Below are 24,968 nucleotides of genomic sequence, written 5' to 3' on the forward strand. Positions count from 1 at the left end.
ACCCGGATTCCATGCCATTTTTTTCAGCGGCTCAGTGCTCAGCTCAGTCTTGTCAGAAGCGACAAGGCGTCCTGCGGCGTACGACGCGACATCAGCGCCTCACCGGCAAACTCGCTGGCGGAACACTGTTGCGCCATAGACTGGCAGAGTGCTTCTCGGGCAAACCCGTTGAGCCCCAACTGTGCAAAGGGTGTCTCAATGTCGATCGACTGTGGGGCGTCCGGGATCAGGGGTGACAGGTTGTTGAAAAGCAGATGGCTTATCTGCCCTTGGGAGTCCGTTGTGGCGGGTGATTGTTCTTGGAAAGATGTTGCTGATATCAACTCGGGGCTGGCCAGGACGGCTTTAATCAGGGCGATGGTTTCCTCTGGCAACTTGGCGTTGGCCAGCTCAGTGCTGTTGGCCTTGAGTTGCGGCCACAACGCGACGACCGACTCCAGGAAGTCCAGTTGTACCAAGGAGTCCAGGCCCAGGCTTTCATAGCTTTGTTTTAGATCGATCTGGTCAACGGTAAAACCGGTGATATTCGCCAGTTGTTCTAGTACCCATGCTTCGACATCCACGGCAGGCGCCAGCGGGTCGGCTTCAAGTCGCGCCAGCAAAGCGGTAGGCGTGGGGGCATTAAAGAGCTGCGAAGTAAGTTCTTTCTTTTCCGGAAAGTGCTGGCCCAGGGATTCGAAAATATCGACCAGTCCGAGAGAGTCGATACCCAGACTCTCGAAACTTTGATCGAAGTCGATTTGTTCCTTTTTGAACCCTGTGACCGAGCTTATTTCGGTGCGCAGCCATTGGCCGTAGCTCAGTGGAGACATTTGCTCGGCAACAGGTGCCGATGCCAGTATTACCGAGTTCGAGTGCACGGGCTCCAGCACTGGAAGGTTTTTACTGACGGGGGCTTCAATCCCATGGGCATAAACGCCCTCGAGGACTTGTTGATGAGCATTGAAGTAATGCGCAGTGACGGATTCGGCCTGCTCGAGCACACGCATCAATATTGATTCTTTTGCTACATTGGATTCGCAAAGTGAATCAATGATCTTTTCAGAAAGAGAGAAATAGCTATGAGCTATTTTTCCATTGGACACGATGAATTCCTGCACAACATCGTTGAGTTGGAAGCGCATGAGGTTCTCCTAACCAAAGTCGGTATATGTTTTCTATAAGTACGAAATCAAAAGTCATGGCCCACGAATGGGCCTTGTGTGAATCAATGAACCAAACTGGCAGTAGCCATATAGAGACTTAAAGTTGGAGTTGCACTGCGTCGATCTCGAAAGATGTTGTTTTTCTGGCGCCCTTGAGCAGCCCGGATCTTACGTTCAGATAAGTGAAGAGCGTCATTGCATCGATCCCCTGAAAAGCGATGTAGCCGTCAGGACGAATCAGCATCAACGTGCCCTCTTTGGCATGGTAACGCTTGTGCAACCGCCAATCGGGGTCCAGCAACGTCGAGTGCCAGGAAGGCAGCTCGGCGCTATTGAGTGCATCAATAACGCAATAAGCCTTGATGCCCGGGTAGTCCTTCTCCACCGACTCGGCCAACGAGTAATAGCCCGGTAACAAAGGAGAAAACTGATCGGCTGCGCTGAAAATCAACAACGTGAACGTTCCGTGGAACAAGTCGATCAAGCGTTTTGACGGCATACCTTGCAGTTGCCACAACTCGACATCGGGAGCCAGTTGACCTGCGCGAGGCACAGAGGATTGAAATTCGGTTTTTTTGCCTTTTTTGTTCCAATTCTTGCGCTGCTTTTTCGTCAGCGATTCTTGAATGTAATCACTTTTTCCGTAGTGGTACTGATGACCGGAAATCATCGAGGGCAGTTTGCGCTGAACCTTGCGCCGGTTGCTCAGCAGTGGCAGGACATTGTCGCGCAACCAAACGAGGGCGCGGTGCTTCACCGTAATCAGGCCGGTCAGTCGGTGTGCCGTGTTTTCGACTTCCAGGGCAACCGGATAGCGCTCTTCGTTGTAGCTCTCCAGCAATGATTGATCCGCCAGGCCCTGATCGACATAGGCTATTTTCCACGCCAGGTTATAGGCCTCGGAAACCCCCAGGTTCATCCATTGGCCACCGATCGGGCTGCCGATATGCGCCGAGTCGCCCACCAGAAACACAGAGCCCTGTTGCAGCGTCTGCACGCGGCGATGTTGAAAAGAGGCGATGGTCGTCGATGAAATATTGGACAGCGTCATCTTTTGCCCACGTCCTTCGCACAACCGCTGAAAGTTCTCCAGGCTCAAGGAAGGGCGCTCACCTTCAGGTGGCAGGTTGTAGGGCATCTCGATGAAAAGTCGATAACGGGATTGGTCGCTGATCGGCGCGACCGCCACATAACCGTCCTGTGCACCCAGGAAGAAAGCGCCTTCGTCCTTGCTTCCAGACCACTCGATGTCGGCATCGGCGAGCATGAAGAATCGGTCGTAGGACGATCCTTCGAAGGTCATATCAAGGCGTTTTCTAATGTTGCTACGAGCACCGTCGCACGCGACCACCCAGCGACTGGAAAAGGATTCGTCGCTGCCGTCTGCATGATGAAGCGTCATCCGCACTGATCCCGGCTGGTTTTCTATATCGACCAGTTCGGTATTCCACTCAACATCTGCACCCAACGTGTTCAGTCGCTCGAGCAGAATCTTCTCTGTTTGCGGCTGTGGCAGGCTGAGAAGCAGGGGATAGGTGGCATCCAGGCAGGAGAAGTTGTAGTTCAGCACCCGTTTGGCGTTCGACTGCACCGAAAACTGGTTGATGGTGAACCCGTCGCTGATGGCCTGATCGGCAACACCCAGATCCCGAAAAATTTCCAGGGTTCTGGAATGGATGGCCATCGCTTTGGTAGCGGTCGAGGGACCGGCATTCTTTTCAATAATGCGAAAAGAGACGCCCCACTTTTTCAGCATGATTGCCAGGGACAGGCCAATAGGGCCGGCGCCTACGATCATTACTGTCGGGGTGTCACCGGGTTGCCTGAAGTGCTTGGGGGCCAAAGTGCTCAGCGTGTTCATCTGTCAGTACCAGTTTCTGTAGAAGGGAGAGTTGGCAATACCGAGAAGAGCATCGTCACCCGATGAATCTCCGTAGGCATAAATGTAAAAGTCATCAAGGTTGCTCAGGCAGCTTTTAAGCCGTGTGACTTTTTCTCTCTCAACACAGTTGGTCCCGGATATCCCGCCCGTCAGTTTGTTCTTTGCAGTCGCCAGGCGGGTGCCGCAGACATAGTCAAAACCCGCTGCCTGGCCCCAGGGAATCAGGTAGTTCTCCGGCGAGTTGCTGACCAGCGCAGTGACATGCCCCATGGATTGATGCCATTGCAGCCGGCGCAGGGCTTCGGGCCTGAGCCAGAGTGGTAGCTGCTCGGTAATGAAGTACTTGGCATGTTCGCGCTCTTGCTCAACTGACAGACCGCCCAGATAACAGGCGATGAACGCCAGTCGGGCTTGCATCAACGGCGTGATGCCAAGGATCACACTAAGCATTTTGGGCAGCAGGGGAATGATCCTGAGCCAGAACGATCGGGTGCCCACGATAAAACGCATGTAGCGCCAGAACGTGTGTCGGTCGGTCAATGTGCCGTCAAAGTCGAAAACGGCCAGTACCGGTTGAGTGGCATTAACTTGCATGAATCTCTTCCTTGAGAGAGATGATCTCGATGGTTTTGGGCAACTTGAAGCCCGAGAGGTAGCGCGAAAGCAGGGTAGAGATAGTGCTTTGGGTCAGGTCAGCGCTTCCTTCAACGCACAGGTGCAGTACGTTTACCTCCTTGTTGTCCGGGACGATGTAAGCTTTCGCGCGCACCACGTCCGGATGCTTCAACACAATGGATTCGATTTCCGTCAGGTCGACCATTTGCGCTTTGATCTTCGAGATTCGCAGGCGTTGGCAATAGAAGAACACATGCCCATCGTCGTCCCGCCAGACCAGATCACCCGTGTGCAGCCAGCCATCACGGAAGAATCGGGCGTTGGCGTCCTCTGCATCGTTATAGCCGTCAATCACCATCGAGCCGCGTATCAGCAGTTCGCCGATGCGTCCAGGTGCGACATCCCGCCCCTCGGCATCAACGACCCGCAGTTCTACGCCACTAATCGGTTGGCCCATGGCGCCGCGATGGACCTTGCCAATCGAGCTCTGGACAATCACCGGCATGCTCTCGGTCAATCCATAGCCTTGCAGCACCGGATTGCATCCCAGCAGCCGACCTAGTTTTTCGGCTTCATCTGCTGGTAGATGGCTGCCACCCGAATAAATCATCAGCTGAGGGTGCATCGGCAAAAGCGCGCCCTTGCGTTTGGCCAGTCGCGTATTGAAGTAGCGAATGACGTCCGGCACCAGGCAGGCAAAGGTGACCTTATGTTGTGATAAAACTTCTGCCAGATCCCTATTGAGCAGGGTATTGGTCATTAACAGGGTGGCGCCTACGCTCAATGGGAAAACCATCATTACGGACAGGCCGAAGATGGCATACAGCGGCAGCGTCACCAGGTGAACGGACCCCACGCCTTGAAGATGAAACTGCTCATGCAGCCCATCGCTCGATTGCGTCAGGTCAAGGTAGCGGTGAGAAACGGCCAGCGGTTTGCCGATGCCCCGATAGGTGAACTGTACCGAGACAATCGGATTGCCCTCGGGCAATAACAAGGGCTCGGGCTGTCTCGGCAGCCGAGAGTCCGCCGTTGCATTGTCGGGCAGGGGCGATGACGGCTCGCTTGCGGCGTTCAACACCAAGGAGTGCTGAATGCCGTAGGCAAGCTGAAATGTCTCGCGATGCTGCTCGAATAGCGGTTCGGTGGTCACTACCAGCGTCGGTCTGGCGATGCTGATGACGCTGTTCATTTCGAAAGGCGTCAGTTTGTAGTTGAGAATGACCGGAACCGCACCGCGCCCGATGATCGCCAGATAGTAGGCGATGAACTCCACCCCATTAGGTAAAACAAGCGCTACTTTGTCTCCCGGCAATACATTCAATGCTTTGAGGGCACCGTTGCATTCTTCAGCTTTTATTCGCAACTCTCGGTAAGTGACAGTTTCTTCTTCCGCGTCCAGATTCCTGATAGCAATGTGATCAGGGAAAGACTTTGAAAAACCGACGAACCGATGCAGAAAACCTTCTTTAGATGAAAGGCTTTTCATTTACCAACCTCTCTCAATCCTTGAATTTATGGTTAGACAAAAAAGTACTACAGAGGCAGGCTATATATAAAATGTTTCAATTAAGCATCAATATAATTATTTTTCCGATACCAATCCAAGGTGTCGGTCAATGTTTCCGCCACGGGGCGGAACTTGCACTCCAATTCCTTTAGGCTTTTGTTGTGGCTGAAATGGGTGCGCCCTTGCTCTTGCTCCATGAGTTTGACAGTGGAGGTACTGATGAGCACCGGCTTTTTCGTGATTCGGTAATAACCTTCATAGATCAAGGCAATTATACGTAGCATGAACAGTGGCACTTTGCGCTCCGGCGCTTTTACGCCGCTGACGCTGGAGAGCGCCTGGAAAATGCTTTTCATGTCCATGTGATTGCCGGCTGCCAGGTAGCGTTCTCCGGATCGGCCGCGTGTGATTGCCGCGAGTTGATGCTCTGCTACATCCCTGGCGTCGACAACGGAAAAACTTCCAGGCAGTATGCCGGGTAATTTCTTTCCGACAAAGTCGAGCAGGAACTGTCCTGATGAGGTGGGACCGATATCCCCGGGGCCAAACATCCAGCCCGGCAATACCATGGCGATGAACATATCCGGGTGCTGCAACAGAAATTCCTGAACTTTTTGTTCAGACATTATTTTGCTCAAATAATAGTCGTCAGCCTCCGATTCATTGCGAGACATTGTTTCATCGATTACTTGATCTCTATTGCCCTTCAAAACGGCAATGGATGAAGTATGGACTGCGCGACGAATGCCAGCCGCATAAGCGGCTTGGAATAGTCGCTCGGTCCCGATCACATTAGTGTCATAAAGTTTCTGCCAGTGCTTTCCGCCTTTGTAACTATCGCGGAAATAGGCAGCCGTATGAAATAAGGCATCACAGCCGTGCAAGGCATGGCTGAAGGCATCGACATTGAGCATGTCGCCTTCGACAAATTCGACAGGAAGATTGCCGAACTGCTTCTTGGCTTTTTCGACGGAGCGGACCAGCGCTTTTACTTTGATATTCCGCTTTAAAAGCGCATGAACCACATTATTACCGAGCAGGCCTGTAGCGCCTGTAACAAAGGCATATTCCATTAAAATCCAACTCCTGTGAGTAACCTGCTACTGCATTGAGATTGATGTCACCGGGTTCGATGCGAGATCAGGCGCTGGCTACATCAACGGCGGCAAGTAAAAACCATTTGGTATCTGAAAATCAAGTGGTATTTCGTTGTCGCCGCAAGGTCGACGTCCTCGAGCCCGGCCTAAAACTCGAAAATCAGCGGTTTAGAGCGTTGTGCCTATCGTCTGCCTCCTTGGGGCGTCACAAGACAGCCGTGGCAGGGAAGGCACGCATCAGGCTGGATACCGGCCTCTTTATGAGTTGTAAACGCTTGTAATGCCAACGAAAAATCATCGGAGCAGTCCTTTTGGATCCTTCGTCGCCTGCCCCAATATAGTGCATTTACATGGCTCTCCTTAAAAGTTTAACTGTAAAGTTATTAAGAAAGCCTAGTATAAGATATGATAGTTAAAACAGGTTTTGCGCAGGGAGTAGCAGATCTGTTGCATCCAGTTGCAGTTAGATTTTTTGGTTTGGCTAAAAGGAGCCGAAAGCGTGATTAAAAAGAGATTAGGTCGAGAAGAAAGTCAGCAAGTAACAAGAGATAAATTATTCGACACCGCCACTGACCTTATGGTGAGAAAAGGCTTTCACGCGGCCAGCGTCAACGCTATTTCCGAGGATGCCGGCTTTTCGAAGGGCGCGTTCTTTTCAAACTTTACAAGTAAGTCAGACTTGCTTTTGCAATTGACTCAGCGGTTCAAGAGAGTTGAAATAGATCGGTTGAGCGTTACCCTGAGTTCGGGGTTTTCATCTGAACAGCTGACCCATGGATTGAATGCTTATATTGACACACTTAAAAATAATGCCAGTTGTGCAATTCTTGATGCTGAACTGCAACTGATCGCCTTGCGCGATGAAGAGTTCTCAAAGCATTACTACGATCTGCATCAGGAGAATAGTGAAGCCTTGGGCAAGCTGATTACCATCATATTTAATCATGCAGGCAAGAAGCCTCCTTTGGCGTATGCCGCTCTTGCAAGAACCTTCACCGCTTTGTCGGAAGGTTTGATACTGCAAGGGCATAAAGATCCGGCCTCTGAAATAAAGCTCGTGTTGAACTCGCTTATTCAGACAGCAGAGCCTCTGTAGAACGCTACCATTCTTGTAATACGTACGGTATTCCGCATGTCCGAGGCTCAGCCTCGGGCAGGATGCGAATAGGCCCCTCTGTGTTCATGCCGAGAGTCTCAGGCCATCATCTCCACCCAACCCGATCGATGCGCTGAACATCAATGGGCGGGGTAGTCCGCCACCACCATGTCAGTACCGTCTTTTTTCAGTCCGATCACCTGATAGGCATCACTCATGCCGTCCATTTCCATGCCGGGCGAGCCCATGGGCATGCCGGGAGCAGCAACCCCCAACAGGTCGTCCCGCTTACTCAAAGCGAGTACTTGATCGGCCGGCACGTGGCCTTCGACGAATTTACCGTTGATCAAGGCAGTGTGGCAGGACGCAAGGCGAGGTGGCACGCCGTGTTGTTGCTTGAATTGGCTCATGTCGGCTTCGACGTGGTCTTCGACTTTGAAACCATTGGCTTCCAGATGGCTGACCCATTTTTTGCAGCAGCCGCAATTGGCGTCGCGGTGAACTTCGATGGGGATCAGATCAGCGGCCTGGACCAGGGAAGAGATGAAGAGGGCGCTTAGAGCGATCAGGCGCAGATGAGTTCGCATGGAAGTCTCGTCTCGGGTTGTGGCCAAAAGTATGTATTACCATCTTATCCCACAAAGAGGCAGGGGGATTGTTTCGAAGTAATACAGGTAACATTGTGGCGAGGCGGCAAGCCCCCCGTCGCAGGGAGCTATCCCTGCGTGTTGCAAGTCAACGAACCCTGAAACGCCCCATGATCGTGCTCACCCGGCTGTTGGCATCCAGCAGTTGCTGAGTGTTGAGTTCACTGGCCTGGCCGCTTTTCACCAGTTCGTCGACCATGTGGCGAATCTGCACCATGCTGCGATTGATCTCTTCGGTCACTGCGCTTTGCTGCTCGGCGGCGGTGGCGATCTGGGTGCTCAGGCTATTGATGTGGCTGACGGAGCCGGCCATTTCATCCAGGCCGGAGTTGACCCGCGCAGTGGCGTCGGCGGCCGACTGACAGCTGACCTGGGTGTTTTCCATGGCGCTGACCGACGAACTCACGCCTTGGGTCAGGCGGGTCAGCATTTCGTTGATTTCCGAAGTGCTAGCCTGGGTGCGGGCAGCGAGGGCGCGGACTTCATCGGCGACCACCGCAAACCCACGACCTTGCTCACCCGCCCGGGCCGCTTCGATGGCGGCGTTGAGTGCCAACAAGTTGGTCTGCCCGGCAATGGCGCCAATCACCCCGAGAATTTCGGTGATGCGTTGAGCGTCCTGTTGCATGCTTTCGACTTTATGGGTGGCACTTGCTACTTCAGTGATCAACGCCACCACACTGCTCGACGCTTCGCCGACCACCACGCGGGAGCGATCCGCGTGCTCGTTCGCGCGTTGTGTGAAAGCGGCGGTTTCGGCGGCGTTCTGCGCGACGCTGTCAGCAGTCGAACTCATCTCGGTGATGGCGGTGACGGTCTGATCGGTTTCCGAAGCGTGACGCACCAGAATCTGGCTGGTGTGAGCGGAAGTCCGTTGCAAGTTCTCCAGGCTCGACGCCATCGCCCCCGTCGCCTGAGTGACTTCGCCAATCATGTTCTGCAAATAGGCAATAAAGGTGTTTACCGAATGACCGATGGCGCCTAGCTCGTCTTCGGCGCGGATGGTGATGCGCTTGGTCAGGTCGGCATCGCCCGTGGACAAGGCGTCGATGTTGGCTTTCAACGCTTTCATGCGCTGGATCAGTTGGCGGATGGCGTAGACCTGCAGCAACACCAGCAGAATCACCATCGGAATCTGCAACAGGCTCAACGTGTTGAGCACATCGTCACGCTGGGCAGTGATCAGTTTGGTCGGCAGGGCAGTGGCGAGGAACCACGGTGTACCTTCAATGGGACGCATGAAGAAGGTACTGGCTTCACCCTTGTTATCGAACTCGACCCGTTGCAGCGGTTGGTCCCGCTGTGCCAGTCCGGCCTTGACCTGAGCGGCAAATGGCGACTGTCCGGTCAGTTCAGCGATGTTTTTCAATACGATCGGCCCGCTTATTCGCGAGCTGTTGCTGATTATCTTGCCGTCGGCCTCGACGATCAGCATCTCGGCACCCAGCTCTTTTTCCTTGCGCGCCACCAGGTCATTGAAGAAGCCCAGCGTCACGTCGATGGTCGAGACACCGTACGCCGCGCCATTTTTTTGAATGGCCATGGCGCAGTTGGTGCGCGGTTCAGCACTGGCGTCATCTTTATAGGCAGCCGCCCAGGCGCATTGGCCACGTGGGGTTTGCATGCCGCCCTTGTACCAGGCCTGATCGAAATAGTTGGGGGCGGCGTCGCTGTTCCAGAACGTATTGACCGCCAGTTTGCCTGAGGTATCGCGGTGCCAGAAGGTGCTGAACTTGTTGCGCCCGGCTTCGCGCTGACCGGGCAACGGCCAGATCCCGCCACCGAAGACTTTCAATTCACCGTACTGATCAACCAGGCCCGGCAACACCGTGTCGATGGCGGCACTATCGAGCAGAGGAATGGTCTGGGTGATGCTGCGCTGCTGGGCTTGCACCTTGTTCAGTTCACCCTGGATATGCTCGGCCACTTCGGCGATGCGATTGAGGGCTACTTGTTCCTCGGTATGACGCAGTTTTGGCGCGACGAGTTGGCTGATGCCAACCACGGTAAGGATGGATAACAGCAGGATGAACAGGACCAGAAACAGCGTGTAGCGAGCCTGAATGGTACGAAATGCGGGCATGGGACCGGTCCTTGTGCAGCGTTTTTATTATTGGATATGGGTTTGAAAATCGGGGCGTCGAAGGGATATCGGCTTCTGAAGGTCGAGCTTTAGGTACGATCGTACAAGATTTTTCGAGGTGATGTGCCATATGAGGCGAAACGTGTTCGCATTGATACAAACAAACTAACCAAGGCGTCCATAAAAGCCTGATTAGTTATCCGCGCCATTATCGAAAGGTTCATGTAGACCAATGAAACTGGGCGATTTTATGTATGTATCGTAAATGTACAAGAATTGTAAAAAACGGAAATATTTGTTGGTGGCGTGAGGGCAGATGCTGGCACTGGTGGGGAACAATCCCAATGCCCTGAATACGGCGAAGATGGATGAGCAGAAACTTCACCGGAACATCAAGGGCTTCGATCCGGAAAATGTCTCCGCCAAGCAACTGGGCAATCTCAGTGCCTTTTTGAGAAGCAAAGGCCTGATTTCCGATATTACTTCGATGACCTTGCTTAATGCCGGAGACAAGTTTGACCGATTTGGCGTACAGAAAGACCCGGATGCGAAGTTCAATGCGCTGGAGTATTTCGCCACGCAACTGGACACCATTCAGAACAACAGTATCAAGGGTGACAAGTACGCCGCTGGCCTGATTCCGGAATACAAGACGGCGATCTACGTACTGCAGAACTTGCAAACTTACGGCAAGGGCAACGGTACGACCCCGACCGACAAGGGTGTCAAGTCCAAGGCGTGATGTTTGACAGCGCTGGCCCGCTCGAACGCTCGAACGGGCCGGGTACCTGCTACCGATCAAGCAACTTCATGATTTCTTCCGGATAACGCAGACCTGCCGTGGCATTGGCCGGGAATATCGCTTCCAGGGCCTGCAATTCTTCGCGGCTCAGCTTCACGTCCAGAGCAGCCACATTTTCTTCCAGATACTTGCGCTGTTTGGTGCCTGGTATCGGGATCAGGTAATCCCCTTGAGCCAGGACCCATGCCAACGCCAGTTGGCCTGCCGTCACACCCTTGTCGGCGGCCAGAGCCTGCACCTGCTGCACCAGCAACAGGTTTTTTGCGAAGTTTTCTCCTTGGAAACGTGGACTGAAGCGACGGTAGTCATCGGCTGCGAAGTCATCCGGACTTCTCAGCGCACCGGTCAAAAAGCCCCGGCCCAATGGACTGTAAGGCACAAAAGCAACGCCCAGGCGTTGGCACGCGGCCAGGCAACCGTTCTCCTCTTGATCGCGACTCCACAGCGAATACTCACTTTGCAGTGCACTGATCGGATGAACCTTGTTCGCTCGCTCCAGCGTGGCGGCCGATGCCTCACTCAATCCCAGGTAACGCACCTTGCCGGCCTTCACCAGTTCTGCCATGGCGCCGACGGTTTCCTCGATGGCCACCTGCGGATCAATGCGGTGCTGGTAATACAAGTCCAGGGTTTCTACGCCCAGGCGCTTGAGGGTGCCGTCGATTGCATTGCGAATATATTCCGGTCGACCGTTGACACCCCGTGCGCCGGCGTTGGATGGATCGCGGACAATGCCGAACTTGCTGGCCAGAAACACCTGCTCACGCTTGCCGACAATGGCCTTGCCGATCAGCTCTTCATTGGTATGCGGGCCATACATATCTGCCGTGTCGAGCAGGTTGATTCCCAGTTCCAGTGCTCGATGCAAAGTAGCCGTGGCTTCGCGGGTGTCCACGCCCGTGGTGTAGAAATCGGTCATGCCCATGCAACCCAGACCGATCGCGCTCACCTGTGGACCGTTTTTGCCCAGTTGACGTGTTTGCATGAAGTCATCTCCCTGTGAATTGAATCCCATTGTTGACCTCGACAGAAACAAGATAAACCGGCTAAAACTGCGATCACTGTTCGTAATTTCTAAATAATCAGCCGGTAAGCCAAAGCAATGGACCGTTTCAACGCCATGCGCGTGTTCACCCGAATCGTCGAACTGGGCGGCTTTGCCAAAGCGGCGGACAGCCTGCAGTTACCCCGGGCTTCGGTGACGATTCTGATCAAGCAACTTGAGGCACATCTGGGCGTGCAGCTGCTGCAACGCACCACCCGGCAGATCAGCTTGACGCTCGATGGCGCCGCCTATTACCCGCGTTGCGTACGGCTGCTGGCGGATCTGGAGGAGACCGAAGCCGTGTTTTCCGCTGCTCGCCAAAACCCCAAAGGTCTGCTGCGAGTGGATATGCCAGCGGGAGTGGGGCGTTTGATCGTGATTCCGGCCTTGCCGCAATTCACAGCCCGGTACCCATTGATCGAACTGGAAATCGGTTTGAATGACCGGCCTGTGGATTTGATCCGCGAAGGTGTCGATTGCGTATTGCGGGGTGGCTCGACCCTGGACGATTCACTGGTGGCGCGACCGCTGTGCATGCTGGATCAGGTCACGTGTGCCAGCCCGCAATACTTGCAGCGTCGCGGGACTCCGCAATGCCTGGAGGATCTGGAGGGTCACCAGATGGTGGAATATTTTTCCAATAGCACCGGTAAACGCTACGGACTGGAATTCATAGCCGATGCCCAATTGCGCTTGATCGATTTGCCCAAGCACGTCTCGGTCAACAGTGCCGATGGTTATCTGGCGGCTTGCGAGGCGGGATATGGCTTGGTTCAGACTCCGTATTATCACGTAGCCCAGCAGCTGAAAGAGGGGCGATTGGTCGAGGTCCTGCGAGAGATGCCGCCACCGGCTATGCCGTTGACGGCCCTCTATCCTCCTCATCGTCAATTGTCCCGACGAGTAAGGGTGTTCGTCGACTGGATGGTGGATCTCTGTGCGCAGTCGACTAATGGTTTTTTCAGACAAGACTCAGGCAACTGAGCGGGTGCCGACAGGCATGTCTGGGCAAAGGGGGCTGATTGCGGCGGCGTTCTGCTGTAAGTCGTCATGCAACTTTTGCATGTGCGCACAGAGCAGGTTCAAGGATCGCTTTTGCACGCCTCGATGAAACAATGCAAACCAGCCATTGCCCCCTGGCGTAGGCATCAGGCCCGTGAAGGCGAAGCCTAACGCTGAAAAATCGCGCAGGTTGGAAGCGAAGTGCCGGGACAGTTCGAGTCGTACCGAGATCAGCCAGTGCCTGGGCAATTGCCAGAGTTGCCCAAGCAAATCCTTGTTCAAGTATGAAATGACAATGTCGAGCCGATGCTGGTGCTGCTTGATTTGCAAGGGCATCGCGGGGCGCGATGTATTGTCCTGGCAGGTTCCAAATACCGAGCACAGGTGTCGCATCAACGTACGGCAGCTTTCGGGCCAGGGGATATCGGGGAGCGGGCGCTTGTGTCCGTCGATCATGTGATAGCCCATCACGATGGTTTCCGGTAGCGGGTCGGCGAATGGCGAAGGAACATAGTCGGGCAGCAGGCCTGTACTGTGGAAGCCGACTTTTGCGGCCATGCGTTGTGTGTAGGGATGGTGGGTCACTTGCTTGATCGAAACGCTCTCGAGCCCCAGGGCGCCTGATTGCATCAGTAACTCCCGGCCCAGACGGGTCGCGATGCTTTGCCCCTGTGCAGCGGGATGCACCACGCTCAGAGCCAGCTCCGCAGTATTCGAATGCAGGGTTCGGCACAGCGCGGCGTGCCCCAGAACCCGCACATCATCCACCGCTAGCATCGATCGCCAGCGACCCTCGGCGTTATGCTGATTGATCATGTTCGGCAGGTAAACATCCCGCTGAACGTAATGATCGCCATAGACCTCGCGAAACAATCTGCTTACGCCACCCGCATCGGCGGGGCAGTAGGGTCTGAAAATCAATCGAGTCATCACACAGGCTCCAGCGCGGGAACGTCATACACGCGCAAATCCAGCACACGCAATTGTTTGCCCGAACGAGGGTGAAGCTTGAGGTCTGTGGTTGCGCAGGTCAGCACCCGCAATTCCAGCAGACCCTCACGGCTCAGGTCGTCAAGGGAGGGATAATGGGCAAGCAGCGCTTCACGCAATGCGCGGCGCGCCGGCTCTACGGTTTGTAACTGAGATTCGGGTACCCACATCACGCTCAACAGATCCTTGTGTCCGACCTGTTCGATCAGCAATTGCCATTGCTCACTGCGTGCTGCATGCAAAACAATCTTGTGTATTTCTTCGGTAAACAGCGACAGCACACCGACGCGTATTCGTTGACTGTGGGCGCTGCGCCCCTTGAGGGCGAATTTACGCATTGGGGTTGCAGCCGGTTCACGCCAACAAGCACAGTCGCCTACCGGGTAACGCAGCAGCGGCATGAGCCGGCGTGTCAGGTTGGTCAATACCAGCAGCCCGGTGCGATCGCATTCTTCAATCACTTCACCGGTATTTTCATCGATGATCTCCAACAAGGTTTGTTGTTCGAACACCCGATGTTCGCCCAATGCACAGTCGCGATTGCTGGCACCTATGAGCCCGGCGTCTACGCTGGCGTAGCCGATTGAGGCAATCCGAGCGTTGGGGAACACGTCTGCGAGGATGGCCAATTGCGGGGCAAACAGGCTTTCGCCGCCATACAATATTGTCTCGACCCCACACAACACTCGCCGATGTTGCGCCAGATAGGCGGCGAATCGCAGCAGTTGCGCCGGTACTCCGGCCAGGACGTTGATCCGATGTTGCGCAATGGCATCCGCCAAGACGTCCAGCTCGACTTGTCCGGTAAACGGAAATTCACAGATGGATTGTCCAACGTGGGCCAAAGAGTCGTGGATGAACAGAAAACTGGCGTAGAGATCCCCTGAAAAGAACAGATTGGCCACCCGGTCGCTGTTGTTCAGTTGAGAGGAGATGCTGGCTCCGAACGTACTGACCAATGCATGCCATTCCTCGCAGGTGTACACCGCAAGTTTGCCCTGACTGGTCGAGCCTCCTGTTTTAAATACCAGTGCGTCATCGACATTACCTGTCAAGACCGGCCAATGGCTCAAGTCGTTGCTGCCGACCCAATAGTGGGCCACGTCCGTTAACGGTATATTTTTTAAAGTAATACCCTTCGATGGCAAATGGGCCAGATGTTTGCGGTAAAAACTTGAGTGTCGTCTTATATAAGGTACTAATTGTTCAAGCGAATAAGTTGGGCTCACGGGGTTCTCTTTCTTGTTAGGCTTTTTTATCAGAAAGCAGCATCATTGAAGTGTCTGCTTTTATTTTCTTTGATCGATAATTAACGGGGTTTTGCCGCTGTGTCTGTTTCGGGTGAAGGCCTGTTCGGCGCACAGGGTCACCTCCACAATTAAAAGTGCAGCACTCACCGCATTGGCCAATGTTTCATGGGTCAGCAGTTTTTGGCGTACCCAGTCGACATCGGCGTCTACTCGAACTTGCATGCGTTCGACTCCGCTGGCGGCGTGGTCCAGAACAACTTGAATAGGGACGCCCACGCTCAGTTCCAGTGCCGAAGGGGAAATGAATTCCGTGCCAATTCGTACCAGTTTGCCGTGCCGCTGTAGCAGTTCGAATCGCGGCGTCTCCAGTCCGCAAGGGCAGGCCCCGGGTATCCAGCGGCCGGTATCGCCGATGTCATATCGGTGCACGCGCTGACCTTCTCGGGCGCGGGACGTAAACAGCAGACGGCCGATCTCGTTGGCTTGTACCGGCACATCCTCGTCGAGCTGAACGATTTCCAGATGCTGGGTTTCGCACATCAAGTGAAAAATGCCATCCCCCGTCGCCCGGCAGGCATGACCCAGAGGGCCGGCATCGACGGAGCCATAGAGGGCAGAACGAATCGTCGATACTGCGCAACTTTCCATCAGGCGCCGACTGGCCTCACCCGGATGCTCACCGCCAAGGAACACTTTGGCGATACCGGCATAGTCGCGAAGTCGGGCCTGCTCTTTGAAAAACAGGCGATGCAGCGTACTGGGCATGCCGATCAGCACGGTGACACGCTGCTCCACGATCATTCGGGCGATTTCACTGAAGTCATCGTCCTGGGGAGCCCCCATGGGCAAGTGTGTGACTCCCATCTGTTCAAGGACATTTGAAAAACTGAAAAAACCACCGTACAGATTGCCGCCATAGAACAGATTCATAACCCGGTCTTGGGAGGGATCCAGCCCGAGGCAGAACATGCCATCTGCCGCGGCGCGCATTTGTCGTTGAAAGTCTCGATAGCTGAAACCGGCCAGGGCCGGAGTCCCGGTGCTACCACCGGAGCGAAAATACAGCTGCGCTGTGGGGGTGATCGGCTGAGCCATGAAGGTGTCTTTGTCCATGATCGGGACATGGGCTGTTTCAGGGGCTGGCGGCAGCGGGTCGAGCGTGGCGCGGCCAGTCGAGACATCGGCGGCCAGGCTCACAGAGAGACGGCGACTCAGACGCGACAGCGCGTAAACGCCATCGTGAGGCTCACCGGCGTAGCCATCATGAATCGTCTCGCAAGGTGTAATACGAGTGACGCCGGCATTGACCAATGTCCGAACAAGCCCGGGCGTTTGCGCCGCAGCGGCTATCAGCGCGCAGCTTTGCAGGACCGTTCGCCAGGGCAACAGTGTTTCGGCGAGCATAGGCTGTGGCACTGGCTTGAGCAGCACGGTACGAAACAGCGGCGATGGCGCGAGCGTCTGATGATGCTCCCAGATGACACGCCATCCGGAGCCGCGCCACACCTGGCCGGTCTGATTGGTAAAGCATTGATCCAGTCGCGCCATGGCTGTATGGGTGGTGATTTCCGATGCTTCCTGATCTGTCGGCAGCAGCGCCGGCCAGTGGCCAGCACGACGGCTGAACGCTTCGGCAAGACGCTCCCCCAGGCCTCGCAAGACTGTCGGATCATTGCTGTCTACTAGCACCCATTGAGGGCTGGAGCATGCCTGTTGATCCAGTCGACAGACTTCATCCACCAATGCATCGAGCGCTGCAGGATTCGCCGCTTCAGGTGACAGATAGGCGAAGCTGATCTTGTGCCCCCAATCAATCCAGCGGCATCCCGCGGGGATCTGTTGACGGATCGCCTTGAGCGCTGTTTCACCACCCCAGGCCGATACGCCGTCCGCCGTGGCGCAGAGTTGAGCGATCTGTGAAGTGTCGACCGGCAGAACGGCTACGAATTCGGCCAGTCTGCCGCTGGTGTCGCATTGCACCAGGGCGGCCAGCAACCGAGCAGTCAAACCTTCATCGCTGGCACTGGGGCGCAACCAGTTGATATTGCCCGCCAGCAGGCTTTCGAGTATCGCGCAGAACGCCAGCAACGGCGCGTTGCCCGGGGTGATATGCACTACCAGCCCCAACGGATGCCAGCTTTCGAAATAGGGGTGTCGGTAGTCGATACGCCGCAGCGAACGTGGTTGCAGACCCAGCTCTCGCTCAAGTTTTGTGTCCAGGTTGCTGCGCTGGCAAAAGTCGATCAGCCCCTGACAGTGATCGTCATCGAGAGGCAGGTCCAGGCTGCGAGCCTGCAACTGCGCGGCAAATCGAGCGGCAGAGTCGATAACGATGTCGCTGTCGATCGGGGCCGCCAGCAATCGGGGTAATTGTTTTCGAAGCAGATCGAGTGCGCCTTCCAGAGTAAGGTCGTCACGGCGTTGGCCATTGATCAGGTACATATCAAGCCCTCCCGAGCAGTTCAGAGGCGGCCATGGCGCAGCTGCGACTGGCGGAGGTTCCGGCACGTCCATGGAGCTCGAACCAATCAGTCATCAGGCCGCATCCGCAACTGGCGCCGGGATGCAGTGTTGCCAGATCGCCCATGACCACGGCATGGGCAGGGCTCGACGAAATGTACGGCGAAACAAATTCCAGCAAGCCGCGCTGGCCGTAGGGCTGAACAGTGAAATCGGATGGGTTGCGCACAAAAACCTTCGAGTAGATCGGTACATGAAAATGATGGTGGGCACACTGGATATAGGGCACGGCATGCTCTACGGCGCCATAACCGTCCCGGCAGCGGGACAGGTCGATACCCAATTGCCGATTGATTCGGGCATACAACTGATGCAGGGGAACCTCCTGTGTTGCCTGGGTTTTCCAGCCGCCCCCCAAAAACACCAATGACTGGGCAGGCAACTGCAAATCGGCCACGCCGGTGTCGTCCATGTGCTGCAGTGCATGGGAAAGGAACGCCGGAAAACCGAGAATACGAACGGGCAGTCCTTCCTCGGCAAACTCCTGCAAGGCCCTAATCACACCAAAAAGGTCGAACGCGTGGCCTTTGCCGGTGAGGCGCAAGCCGTAAACAACACGATTGACGGGGGCATAGCTGCAAAGAAACTGATCGGTGAAAGCAGTCCCCAGGGTGATCGCCGCCTCGGGCTCATAGCTCAAGAGCAGGTAATTGCAGGGGCTGTCCGGGGTATCCCAGCCGTAGTACTGGAAAATATGGCTCACCATGCCTTGTGCCGCGGCCATGCTGCGCTGGTCGTAGCGCATGCGACTCTTCTGGCCGCTGGTGCCCGAGGAGGTCAACTCCAGCGCGCCTTCGCCTGTGGGACCGAACACCAATTGACGTTTAAAGTAATTGGCGAAAATCGGTGGCAGCCGTGACCAGTCATCCATCGTTTCCAGGGCGTTGGCATCAAGATCGTTAGCGTTCAGCCAGCGTTCGTATCCAGGCGTGTGATGACAATGAAACAGACTGATTTCGCCCATGGCCCGGTCGAACAGGCCATCCGGCACGGAATCCAGGCAATAGGGTTGCGTTAACGCACAAAGCGCATCGGAGTAAGGTAAATGGATCATCAAAAAGACCTATTGTCAGGTGTCAAATCGCAAGTGGGATGTGAGAGCGGCGCAGAAACTGTCTCAAGGGCACCAGGCACAAGAGCCCCATCAGGCCGGCCATCAGGGCGAAGTCCTCAAGGCTGTCGCCGGCGCCCAGCGCAGCGATAATCGAACTCCCTCCACCCATGACAGCAATGGAAATCATGCCGATCGCCGCTGAAACCAGTCCTTTACTGTCATCGCTGGAAAACAGCGCAAGCCGGTACAGAGCGGCGTTGCTCATGCCAAGACCGATGGCGTAGAGCGACAGGCAACTGACCAACAGAAGCGTCGAAGCACCGGTAACAGTGATAACGGCTAATGCGATGAGTCCACCGCAAAACGGCCAGAGCGCATATCGAATCAGCTGGGGCAGTTCAGTGTTGGCGATCAATCGGTTGAGTATCAGATTGCCCAGAATGACTGCCGCAAATACCGGGATCTGCCACAGGCCGTAGTGCAAAGGGGCAAGTCCCTGGTTCTGGATCAGCAAGAGTGGCGCCAGCCCGATCCAGGCAATCAATGGCAGGCTCATCAGTCCCAAGGCGACGGTTGCGCGCAAAAATTGCCTGTTGGTGAGTAAAGCGGTGTAGCGGCGCACCGTGCCGCCCCATTCAAAGGGCACTGCAGCCAGTCGTTGACCGTCCTGACGCAAGGTGCCCACAGTTTCCGGCATGTACCAGTAAAGGCCCAGCCAGACCGTTGCGCCGCTGATACCCAAGAGTAAAAACAGTTCACGCCAGGAGAGCCACTCCAGCACCAGACTGCCGAGCAGTGGACCGAGCAGCGGGGAGAGCAGTGCAACGTTCCCCAGCAATGCCATGATCTTTACCGCATCGGCTTCGCAGAAAACCTCTTGAAGGGCGGGATAACTGACGGCAATGACAAATCCCAATCCCATGCCTTGCATCAACCGCAAGCCGTTGAATGCGGAAATACTCTGGACGCCGAACGTCGCGGCGCAGGCAATGGCAAATACTGCACAACCCATGAGCAGCATCTTGCGACGACCGAAGTGATCAGACAGCGGGCCAATAAGCCATTGCACAAGAATGCCGCCTGTCAAATAAAGATTGAAGGCATAAGGAACATGGCTCGGACTGGCATTCAATTGATGGGTTACGGTTAGCATGGCCGGCATAATCATATCGCTGGCCATATAAGTCAGAAGTTCAAAAAGAGTAATTGCAAAGCAAAACCCAAGTAGTAGAGGTGGACTTATATCTATTAAAGGTTTGCGCATGACGTTCCTGTTCGTGCTGAAGGTTTGATAAGGCAGCAGAACAAGACTATCTATAATCCATGCAGAATTTCATGCGCTTATTTAACGCCGGAAATTTCAATATCTTTCGCTGTGTGTCTATTGGGGGGCAGGTTAGAACAGATCGGGATCTTGTAAACGCCCTTGGATGACCCATAAGAAAAAATGCCTGCTATAGAGCAGGCATTTGTACGGGATCAGTCAACATACCATTTGACGTTATCGATGCTGATAGTAGCCCGGTCCTCCTCGGTCATAATGGTGGCCGCCATGCCAGCCGCCATGGGGGAAAACGACGCAACCACTCAGGGCCAGGAGAGCAAGCAAGGGAATCAGCAGTGTGATTCGACGAAGCATTTCAAAATCCTCGATTATCGCCGCAATGAAGTCAAAACTCGTCATCGGCTGTAACATAGGACCCCGTTTCCGTCCCCTCATTCCGGTAGAACGGTAGGGGCTTGGCATGCAATCGGAGACAAACCGGATACATTTTTTTGGTTCAGGAACCCGCAATGACCCAGTCGCAACGTTTGAAATACTCGATTCTGATTTCCCTGGTGGTATTGGGGATCATGTTCGGCCTTTCCTGGCTGCAAAATGCAGGGATGATCACAGAGCAGCTGTTCCAGTACATCGCCATTGGCGTGGCGGTGCTCGTGGTGGTGATCAATGGCGTAATGCGTCGCAAGGTCAAGCCTTGAGCGACGCTCCCTGGCCGGATTGCTCGCTATAAAGGACGGCGGCAGCCTGTGGATGCAGGCTGTAGCTTTTGTCCGGATTGAGGGTGACCACGCCTTCACCGCACAAGCGTTTCAACACTTCCCGGACGCTGAGAAAGGACAGGGGAATGTCCAGGTCCAGCAAGTGGCTGTGCACGCCACGCACTCCCAGGCTGCGGTCGCTTTGGGCGGCGGTCAGCAAGGCGTCGATGACTTTCAGGCGAATCAGACTGGTCCGCAGGCCAAAGCTCTTGAGCAGAAACCTGATCCGTTCATTGCCGTGGCGTTCGGCTGGTTGATTGAAAGCGCGGGAGCCCAGAGTGGTGCCCTTTGGCGCATGGCTACCGTCCGTTGGCAGTTGCGGGTTGTACATGCAAAAACTCCTTTTCAGAGCCTGATCCAGAAAAATATGGTGGGTGCTCTCAATCAATAAGACGAACGAGCCCGGCAAATAATGAAGACCCGCATGTAGAAAATTTGTCGACGTTACGCCAGCGGCCCGTGAGCTGGGCAGCAGGCCGCCCTCAAGGGCCTAAATTTTTGCGGTTTGCTTCGTTTTAAGGGGAGGCGCATTGCGTGTCATACGTCTTTTCGATCAGGAGCGAGCGTGATTATTTCCAGGCAGTTAACCAGGTTGAGCCTTGCGGGTGTGTTTCTGGGGCTGAGTCTTGCAGCAAATGCGCGCAGCCAGCCAGAGCAAGCGACGGCCGAGATTCGTCGAACCAGTTTCGGCGTGCCGCATATTCGCGCCGACAACGAGCGAGGCCTGGGCTATGGCATTGGCTATGCCTACGCCCAAGACAATCTATGCTTGCTGGCCAATGAGATCGTCACCGTCAATGGCGAGCGCTCCCGGTATTTCGGCCCGGACCAGTTTACGGTCGAAGAGCGCGGGAACCTGGCCAGCGATGTGTTTTTCAACTGGCTGAACACCCCCCAGGCCGTCGCCGCTTTCTGGCAGGCGCAAACGCCTGAAGTCCGCGAGCTCATCGAAGGTTATGTGGCGGGTTACAACCGTTCGCTGACAGAGCGTCGGGCGCAGGGTTTGCCGCAGCAATGCCAGGGAGAATGGGTACGTGCGATTACCGCGCAGGACCTGGTCAAGTTGACCCGACGTCTGCTGGTCGAAGGCGGCGTGGGGCAGTTTGCCGAAGCATTGGCCGGCGCTACCCCACCGAAAGCCGTTGCCCATGTGGCGGGCGAGCCGGCGTCGTTCCAGTTGGCGGCTTCGCGCATGCAACGCTTCGCTCTGGATCGCGGCAGTAACGCCGTGGCGGTTGGCAGCGAGCGTTCGTTCAACGGTCGCGGGATGCTGCTGGCCAATCCGCACTTTCCATGGGTGGGCGGGATGCGTTTCTATCAGATGCACCTGACCATTCCCGGCAAACTGGATGTGATGGGCGCCGCGTTGCCCGGCCTGCCCATGATCAATATTGGTTTCAACCAGCACCTGGCATGGACCCACACGGTGGATTCGTCCAAGCACTTCACGCTGTATCGTCTGCAACTCGATCCCAAGGATCCGACCCGTTACCTGCTGGATGGCAAGTCCTTGCCGATGAAAAAGCAGACGCTGGCGGTGAACGTGAAGCAAGCCGATGGCCAGACCCGGCAGATTTCCCATGTGGTCTACAGCTCGCAATTCGGCCCGATTGTGCAATGGCCCGGCAAGTTGGACTGGGACAACCAGTTCGCCTACAGCCTGCGCGATGCCAACCTGGAGAACGACCGGGTCTTGCAGCAATGGTATGCGATGAACCGTGCCGCCAGCCTCAAGGATTTTCAGGCAACGGTGCACAAGATTCAGGGGATTCCATGGGTCAATACCCTGGCGGTGGACGATCAGGGGCAGACGCTTTACATGAACTTGTCGGTGGTGCCGAACGTCAATGCCGACAAGTTGGCCCAGTGCAGCGATCCGCTGGCCGGATTACAGATGATCCTGCTCGACGGTTCCAACAGCGCCTGCGCCTGGGACATCGACCCGCACGCTGCACAAAAAGGTATTTATGCGGCAGACCAGTTGCCGCAACTGGTGCGCAAAGACTTTGTGCAGCATTCCAATGATTCGGCCTGGATGGCCAACCCGGCACAACCTCTCGCCGGTTTCTCGCCGTTGATCAGTCAGGACAATCAGCCATTGGGGCTGCGTTCGCGCTTCGCACTGGAGCGTCTGGGGGAGTTGAGCAAGGCCGGTCCTGTCGCTGCAACAGATCTTCAACACATGGTGATGGACGATCAGGTGTACCAGGCAGCTCAAGTGATGCCGGATCTGCTGCAATTCTGCGCCGCGGATCTTGGCGCCGATGCGCCGACGCTTACGCAGCTGTGTACCAGCCTCAAGGCGTGGGATCGCCGGGTGAATCTGGACAGTGGAATTGGCTTTGTGCATTTTCAGAATGTCATGGTGGCGTTACAGCAAGTTCCTGACATCTGGCGAGTGGCGTTTGATTCGAAAGATCCGCAACACACACCGCGTGGCTTGGCAATTGAGCGGCCAGACGTCGCCAAAGCGATTCGGGCGGCGATGCTGGCTTCGGTCGAACAGGTAAAAGCGCTCGGCCTGAAAACCGATAGCCGCTGGGGCGATATCCAGGTGGTCAGCAGTGGCGGACAGCAAACGCCTATCCACGGCGGTCCGGGCACGTTGGGTGTGTATAACGCGATCCAAAGCGTGCCGAGAACCGACGGCAAACGCGAAGTCGTCAGTGGTACCAGCTATTTGCAAGTGGTGACTTTCGATGATAAAGGGCCACAGGCTCGGGGCTTATTGGCATTCTCGTTGTCCAGTGACCCGGCGTCGAAATACTCCCGGGACCAGACTCTGGCCTTTTCGAAGAAACAGTTGAGTGTCTTGCCGTTCACTGAGCAGCAGATCACGTCCGATCCGCAGTACCAGGCCCTGACGATTCGCGAGCAGGATGAAAAAGCAGGGAAGATCGCCGCGCAGTAGTCGCGATAGCGTTTGAATCAAAAGTGAAGGCCGCACCCGCAAGGGCGGCCTTCAGCTTTTTGGGGTTTGTTGCGGGATTGAATTGAGGACCGGATTGCCGTCCTTGTTGCGGGTCAGGTAGACCGGCAGCACCTTGGGCAACGAAGCCACCAGGCTGTTGAGCTCTTTGATGTTGTAAATACCGCCGAGTCGAATCGAGCCGGTGCTGTAGTCCGCGATCATGACTGGTTTGTTCAAATAACGATTGATCAAGGGCAGGGCATCGGTCAGCGTCAGATCATCGAGCACCAGTTTGCCGCTGCGCCACGCCAGCGAATGGTCATTGGCAGAGGTCTGACTGATTTGCGGCGTGAAGTCGCCGTGTCGGTAACGTGCCTGCATGGCAGGTTCGAGGCGTAAACCCTCGCCGGGCAAGGCATCGTTGCTGGTCACCAGCACAGAACCTTCAACCAGGTTCACGCGTACCTGGTCTTCATACATCCAGACGTTGAATTGGGTTCCAGTGACGCGAATCCTGCCATCGGCTGCCCTGACAATGAAGGGATGCTGCAAGTCATGACTGACGCTGAAGAAGGCTTCGCCTTTTTTCAACGTGACACGACGCTGATCCTTGTAATTGCTGAACGTCAGTTCACTGCCTAGGTTCAGCTCCACCTGACTGCCGTCGCTCAGCGTGACCTGACGAACATTTTCGGTCGCCTCGAAATGCTGATAGGCATTGGGCAGCCAACCCAGGTTCCATCCGGTATAGGCCGCCAGCGGCAACGCCAAGGCGCAGACGGTAGCTGCGATGCCGAAAGTGCGCCAAGGTATTGTCGATTTGCCGCGAACAGCCGTTGCTGGAGATTCGGGACGAGGCAAATCTCCTGCAACCTCCCAGATCTCCAGCATGGCTTCGTACTCGAAGGCGTGCAGAGGATGGGCATCACGCCATTGCTCGAACGCCAGACGCTCTTCGGCCGTGCAGTCGATGGCATGCAAACGCATGCACCAGTGCGCAGCGGCATCGGTGATGGCGTCGTATTGAGCTTGCGAGAGAGAGTGGTCGGTCATTGACTCATCCTGATTTCCTGCATTCTAACCTTGAGGGGAAGTCTGCGAGAACAACCGTCATGGCAATTGCCCATCAAAGTTCGACTTATTTTTCATCCGCACGCCCGCAAATTGGGCATCGCCAGGCAGTATCCATAAATTGAGTGAAAAAATGGTCAAGACCCTGCAGGGCTGTTGCCCTGTATCGGACGAGTAAAGCATGTGCAGATCGGGTGATCTGCGC

General features: G+C 55.3%; 20 protein-coding genes and 1 pseudogene. 6 read left to right on the top strand and 15 right to left on the bottom strand.

Annotation, left to right across the window (positions count from 1 at the left end; all coding sequences use genetic code 11):
- Nucleotides 1-38: 38 nt before the first annotated feature.
- The 5 genes from PSH97_RS13310 to PSH97_RS13330 all read right to left on the bottom strand — a co-directional run bounded on the left by PSH97_RS13310 (nucleotide 39) and on the right by PSH97_RS13330 (nucleotide 6,225).
- Entirely contained in the window at nucleotides 39-1,124 is a 1,086-nt protein-coding gene (locus PSH97_RS13310; RefSeq protein WP_305449577.1) for an acyl carrier protein, read from the bottom strand.
- A gap of 118 nt (nucleotides 1,125-1,242) precedes the next feature.
- On the bottom strand, nucleotides 1,243-3,006 hold the full coding sequence (locus PSH97_RS13315) for an FAD-dependent monooxygenase (RefSeq protein ID WP_305449578.1): 1,764 nt from the start codon (nucleotides 3,004-3,006) through the stop codon (nucleotides 1,243-1,245).
- A 3-nt stretch (nucleotides 3,007-3,009) separates the two neighbouring features.
- Nucleotides 3,010-3,621, bottom strand: coding sequence for an HAD-IB family hydrolase (locus PSH97_RS13320; protein WP_305449579.1), 612 nt, complete (start codon nucleotides 3,619-3,621; stop codon nucleotides 3,010-3,012).
- Nucleotides 3,611-5,131, bottom strand: coding sequence for a class I adenylate-forming enzyme family protein (locus PSH97_RS13325; protein ID WP_305449580.1), 1,521 nt, complete (start codon nucleotides 5,129-5,131; stop codon nucleotides 3,611-3,613). The genes PSH97_RS13320 and PSH97_RS13325 overlap by 11 nt, the downstream gene beginning before the upstream one ends.
- Before the next feature lie 80 nt (nucleotides 5,132-5,211).
- Nucleotides 5,212-6,225 (bottom strand): SDR family oxidoreductase, encoded by a 1,014-nt coding sequence (locus PSH97_RS13330; protein ID WP_305449581.1) that lies wholly within the window; start codon nucleotides 6,223-6,225, stop codon nucleotides 5,212-5,214.
- A gap of 523 nt (nucleotides 6,226-6,748) precedes the next feature.
- Between PSH97_RS13330 and PSH97_RS13335 the strand changes: the two genes are divergently transcribed.
- The gene (locus PSH97_RS13335; RefSeq protein ID WP_305449582.1) at nucleotides 6,749-7,345 is read left to right on the top strand and encodes a TetR/AcrR family transcriptional regulator; all 597 of its coding nucleotides are present in this window, start codon (nucleotides 6,749-6,751) and stop codon (nucleotides 7,343-7,345) included.
- A gap of 140 nt (nucleotides 7,346-7,485) precedes the next feature.
- Here PSH97_RS13335 and PSH97_RS13340 read toward each other — a convergent pair whose 3' ends face one another.
- Together PSH97_RS13340 and PSH97_RS13345 are read right to left on the bottom strand one after the other, a co-directional pair.
- A complete protein-coding gene (locus PSH97_RS13340; protein WP_305449583.1) occupies nucleotides 7,486-7,932 on the bottom strand; it encodes a DUF411 domain-containing protein in 447 nt (148 codons plus the stop codon).
- Nucleotides 7,933-8,080: 148 nt separating this feature from the next.
- Nucleotides 8,081-10,075, bottom strand: a complete 1,995-nt coding sequence (locus PSH97_RS13345; RefSeq protein ID WP_305449584.1) for a methyl-accepting chemotaxis protein — start codon at nucleotides 10,073-10,075, stop codon at nucleotides 8,081-8,083.
- Between the two features lie 313 nt (nucleotides 10,076-10,388).
- Between PSH97_RS13345 and PSH97_RS13350 the strand changes: the two are divergent.
- A pseudogene (locus PSH97_RS13350) lies at nucleotides 10,389-10,817 on the top strand (hypothetical protein); the annotation flags it as partial.
- Nucleotides 10,818-10,866: 49 nt separating this feature from the next.
- On the opposite strand, the gene PSH97_RS13355 reads toward PSH97_RS13350, so the two are convergent.
- A complete protein-coding gene (locus tag PSH97_RS13355) occupies nucleotides 10,867-11,862 on the bottom strand; it encodes an aldo/keto reductase (protein ID WP_305449586.1) in 996 nt (331 codons plus the stop codon).
- Nucleotides 11,863-11,979: 117 nt separating this feature from the next.
- Between PSH97_RS13355 and PSH97_RS13360 the strand changes: the two genes are divergently transcribed.
- Nucleotides 11,980-12,906, top strand: coding sequence for a LysR family transcriptional regulator (locus PSH97_RS13360; protein WP_305449587.1), 927 nt, complete (start codon nucleotides 11,980-11,982; stop codon nucleotides 12,904-12,906).
- On the opposite strand, the gene PSH97_RS13365 is transcribed toward PSH97_RS13360, so the two are convergent.
- The 5 genes from PSH97_RS13365 to PSH97_RS13385 form a co-directional block, all read right to left on the bottom strand.
- Nucleotides 12,895-13,854 (bottom strand): GNAT family N-acetyltransferase, encoded by a 960-nt coding sequence (locus PSH97_RS13365; protein WP_305449588.1) that lies wholly within the window; start codon nucleotides 13,852-13,854, stop codon nucleotides 12,895-12,897. The genes PSH97_RS13360 and PSH97_RS13365 overlap by 12 nt on opposite strands.
- Nucleotides 13,854-15,017 carry an AMP-binding protein gene (locus PSH97_RS13370; protein ID WP_305449589.1) on the bottom strand — a complete coding sequence of 388 codons (1,164 nt, stop codon included), beginning with the start codon at nucleotides 15,015-15,017 and terminating at the stop codon, nucleotides 13,854-13,856. The genes PSH97_RS13365 and PSH97_RS13370 overlap by 1 nt, the downstream gene beginning before the upstream one ends.
- 186 nt (nucleotides 15,018-15,203) lie before the next feature.
- Nucleotides 15,204-17,606 carry an aldehyde dehydrogenase family protein gene (locus tag PSH97_RS13375; RefSeq protein WP_305449590.1) on the bottom strand — a complete coding sequence of 801 codons (2,403 nt, stop codon included), beginning with the start codon at nucleotides 17,604-17,606 and terminating at the stop codon, nucleotides 15,204-15,206.
- A 1-nt stretch (nucleotide 17,607) separates the two neighbouring features.
- Nucleotides 17,608-18,738 carry a LuxE/PaaK family acyltransferase gene (locus tag PSH97_RS13380; RefSeq protein ID WP_305449591.1) on the bottom strand — a complete coding sequence of 377 codons (1,131 nt, stop codon included), beginning with the start codon at nucleotides 18,736-18,738 and terminating at the stop codon, nucleotides 17,608-17,610.
- A gap of 22 nt (nucleotides 18,739-18,760) precedes the next feature.
- Nucleotides 18,761-20,002 (bottom strand): MFS transporter, encoded by a 1,242-nt coding sequence (locus tag PSH97_RS13385; protein ID WP_305449592.1) that lies wholly within the window; start codon nucleotides 20,000-20,002, stop codon nucleotides 18,761-18,763.
- A gap of 288 nt (nucleotides 20,003-20,290) precedes the next feature.
- Here PSH97_RS13385 and PSH97_RS13390 point away from each other — a divergent pair, with 288 nt between their 5' ends.
- Nucleotides 20,291-20,431, top strand: coding sequence for a hypothetical protein (locus PSH97_RS13390; RefSeq protein WP_305449893.1), 141 nt, complete (start codon nucleotides 20,291-20,293; stop codon nucleotides 20,429-20,431).
- 101 nt (nucleotides 20,432-20,532) lie between these two features.
- A complete protein-coding gene (locus tag PSH97_RS13395) occupies nucleotides 20,533-20,721 on the top strand; it encodes a hypothetical protein (RefSeq protein ID WP_305421439.1) in 189 nt (62 codons plus the stop codon).
- Here PSH97_RS13395 and PSH97_RS13400 read toward each other — a convergent pair.
- Nucleotides 20,711-21,112: a fe2+ zn2+ uptake regulation protein gene (locus PSH97_RS13400; RefSeq protein WP_305449593.1), complete on the bottom strand. Its 402-nt coding sequence runs from the start codon at nucleotides 21,110-21,112 to the stop codon at nucleotides 20,711-20,713. The genes PSH97_RS13395 and PSH97_RS13400 overlap by 11 nt on opposite strands.
- Before the next feature lie 234 nt (nucleotides 21,113-21,346).
- On the opposite strand from PSH97_RS13400, the gene pvdQ reads away from it, so the two are divergent.
- Entirely contained in the window at nucleotides 21,347-23,692 is a 2,346-nt protein-coding gene (gene pvdQ, locus PSH97_RS13405; RefSeq protein WP_305449594.1) for a bifunctional acylase PvdQ, read from the top strand.
- A 51-nt stretch (nucleotides 23,693-23,743) separates the two neighbouring features.
- Here pvdQ and PSH97_RS13410 read toward each other — a convergent pair whose 3' ends face one another.
- Entirely contained in the window at nucleotides 23,744-24,745 is a 1,002-nt protein-coding gene (locus PSH97_RS13410; RefSeq protein WP_305449595.1) for a FecR family protein, read from the bottom strand.
- Between the last annotated feature and the right edge of the window lie 223 nt (nucleotides 24,746-24,968).

This window comes from Pseudomonas cucumis (assembly GCF_030687935.1).
Lineage (GTDB): Bacteria > Pseudomonadota > Gammaproteobacteria > Pseudomonadales > Pseudomonadaceae > Aquipseudomonas > Aquipseudomonas cucumis.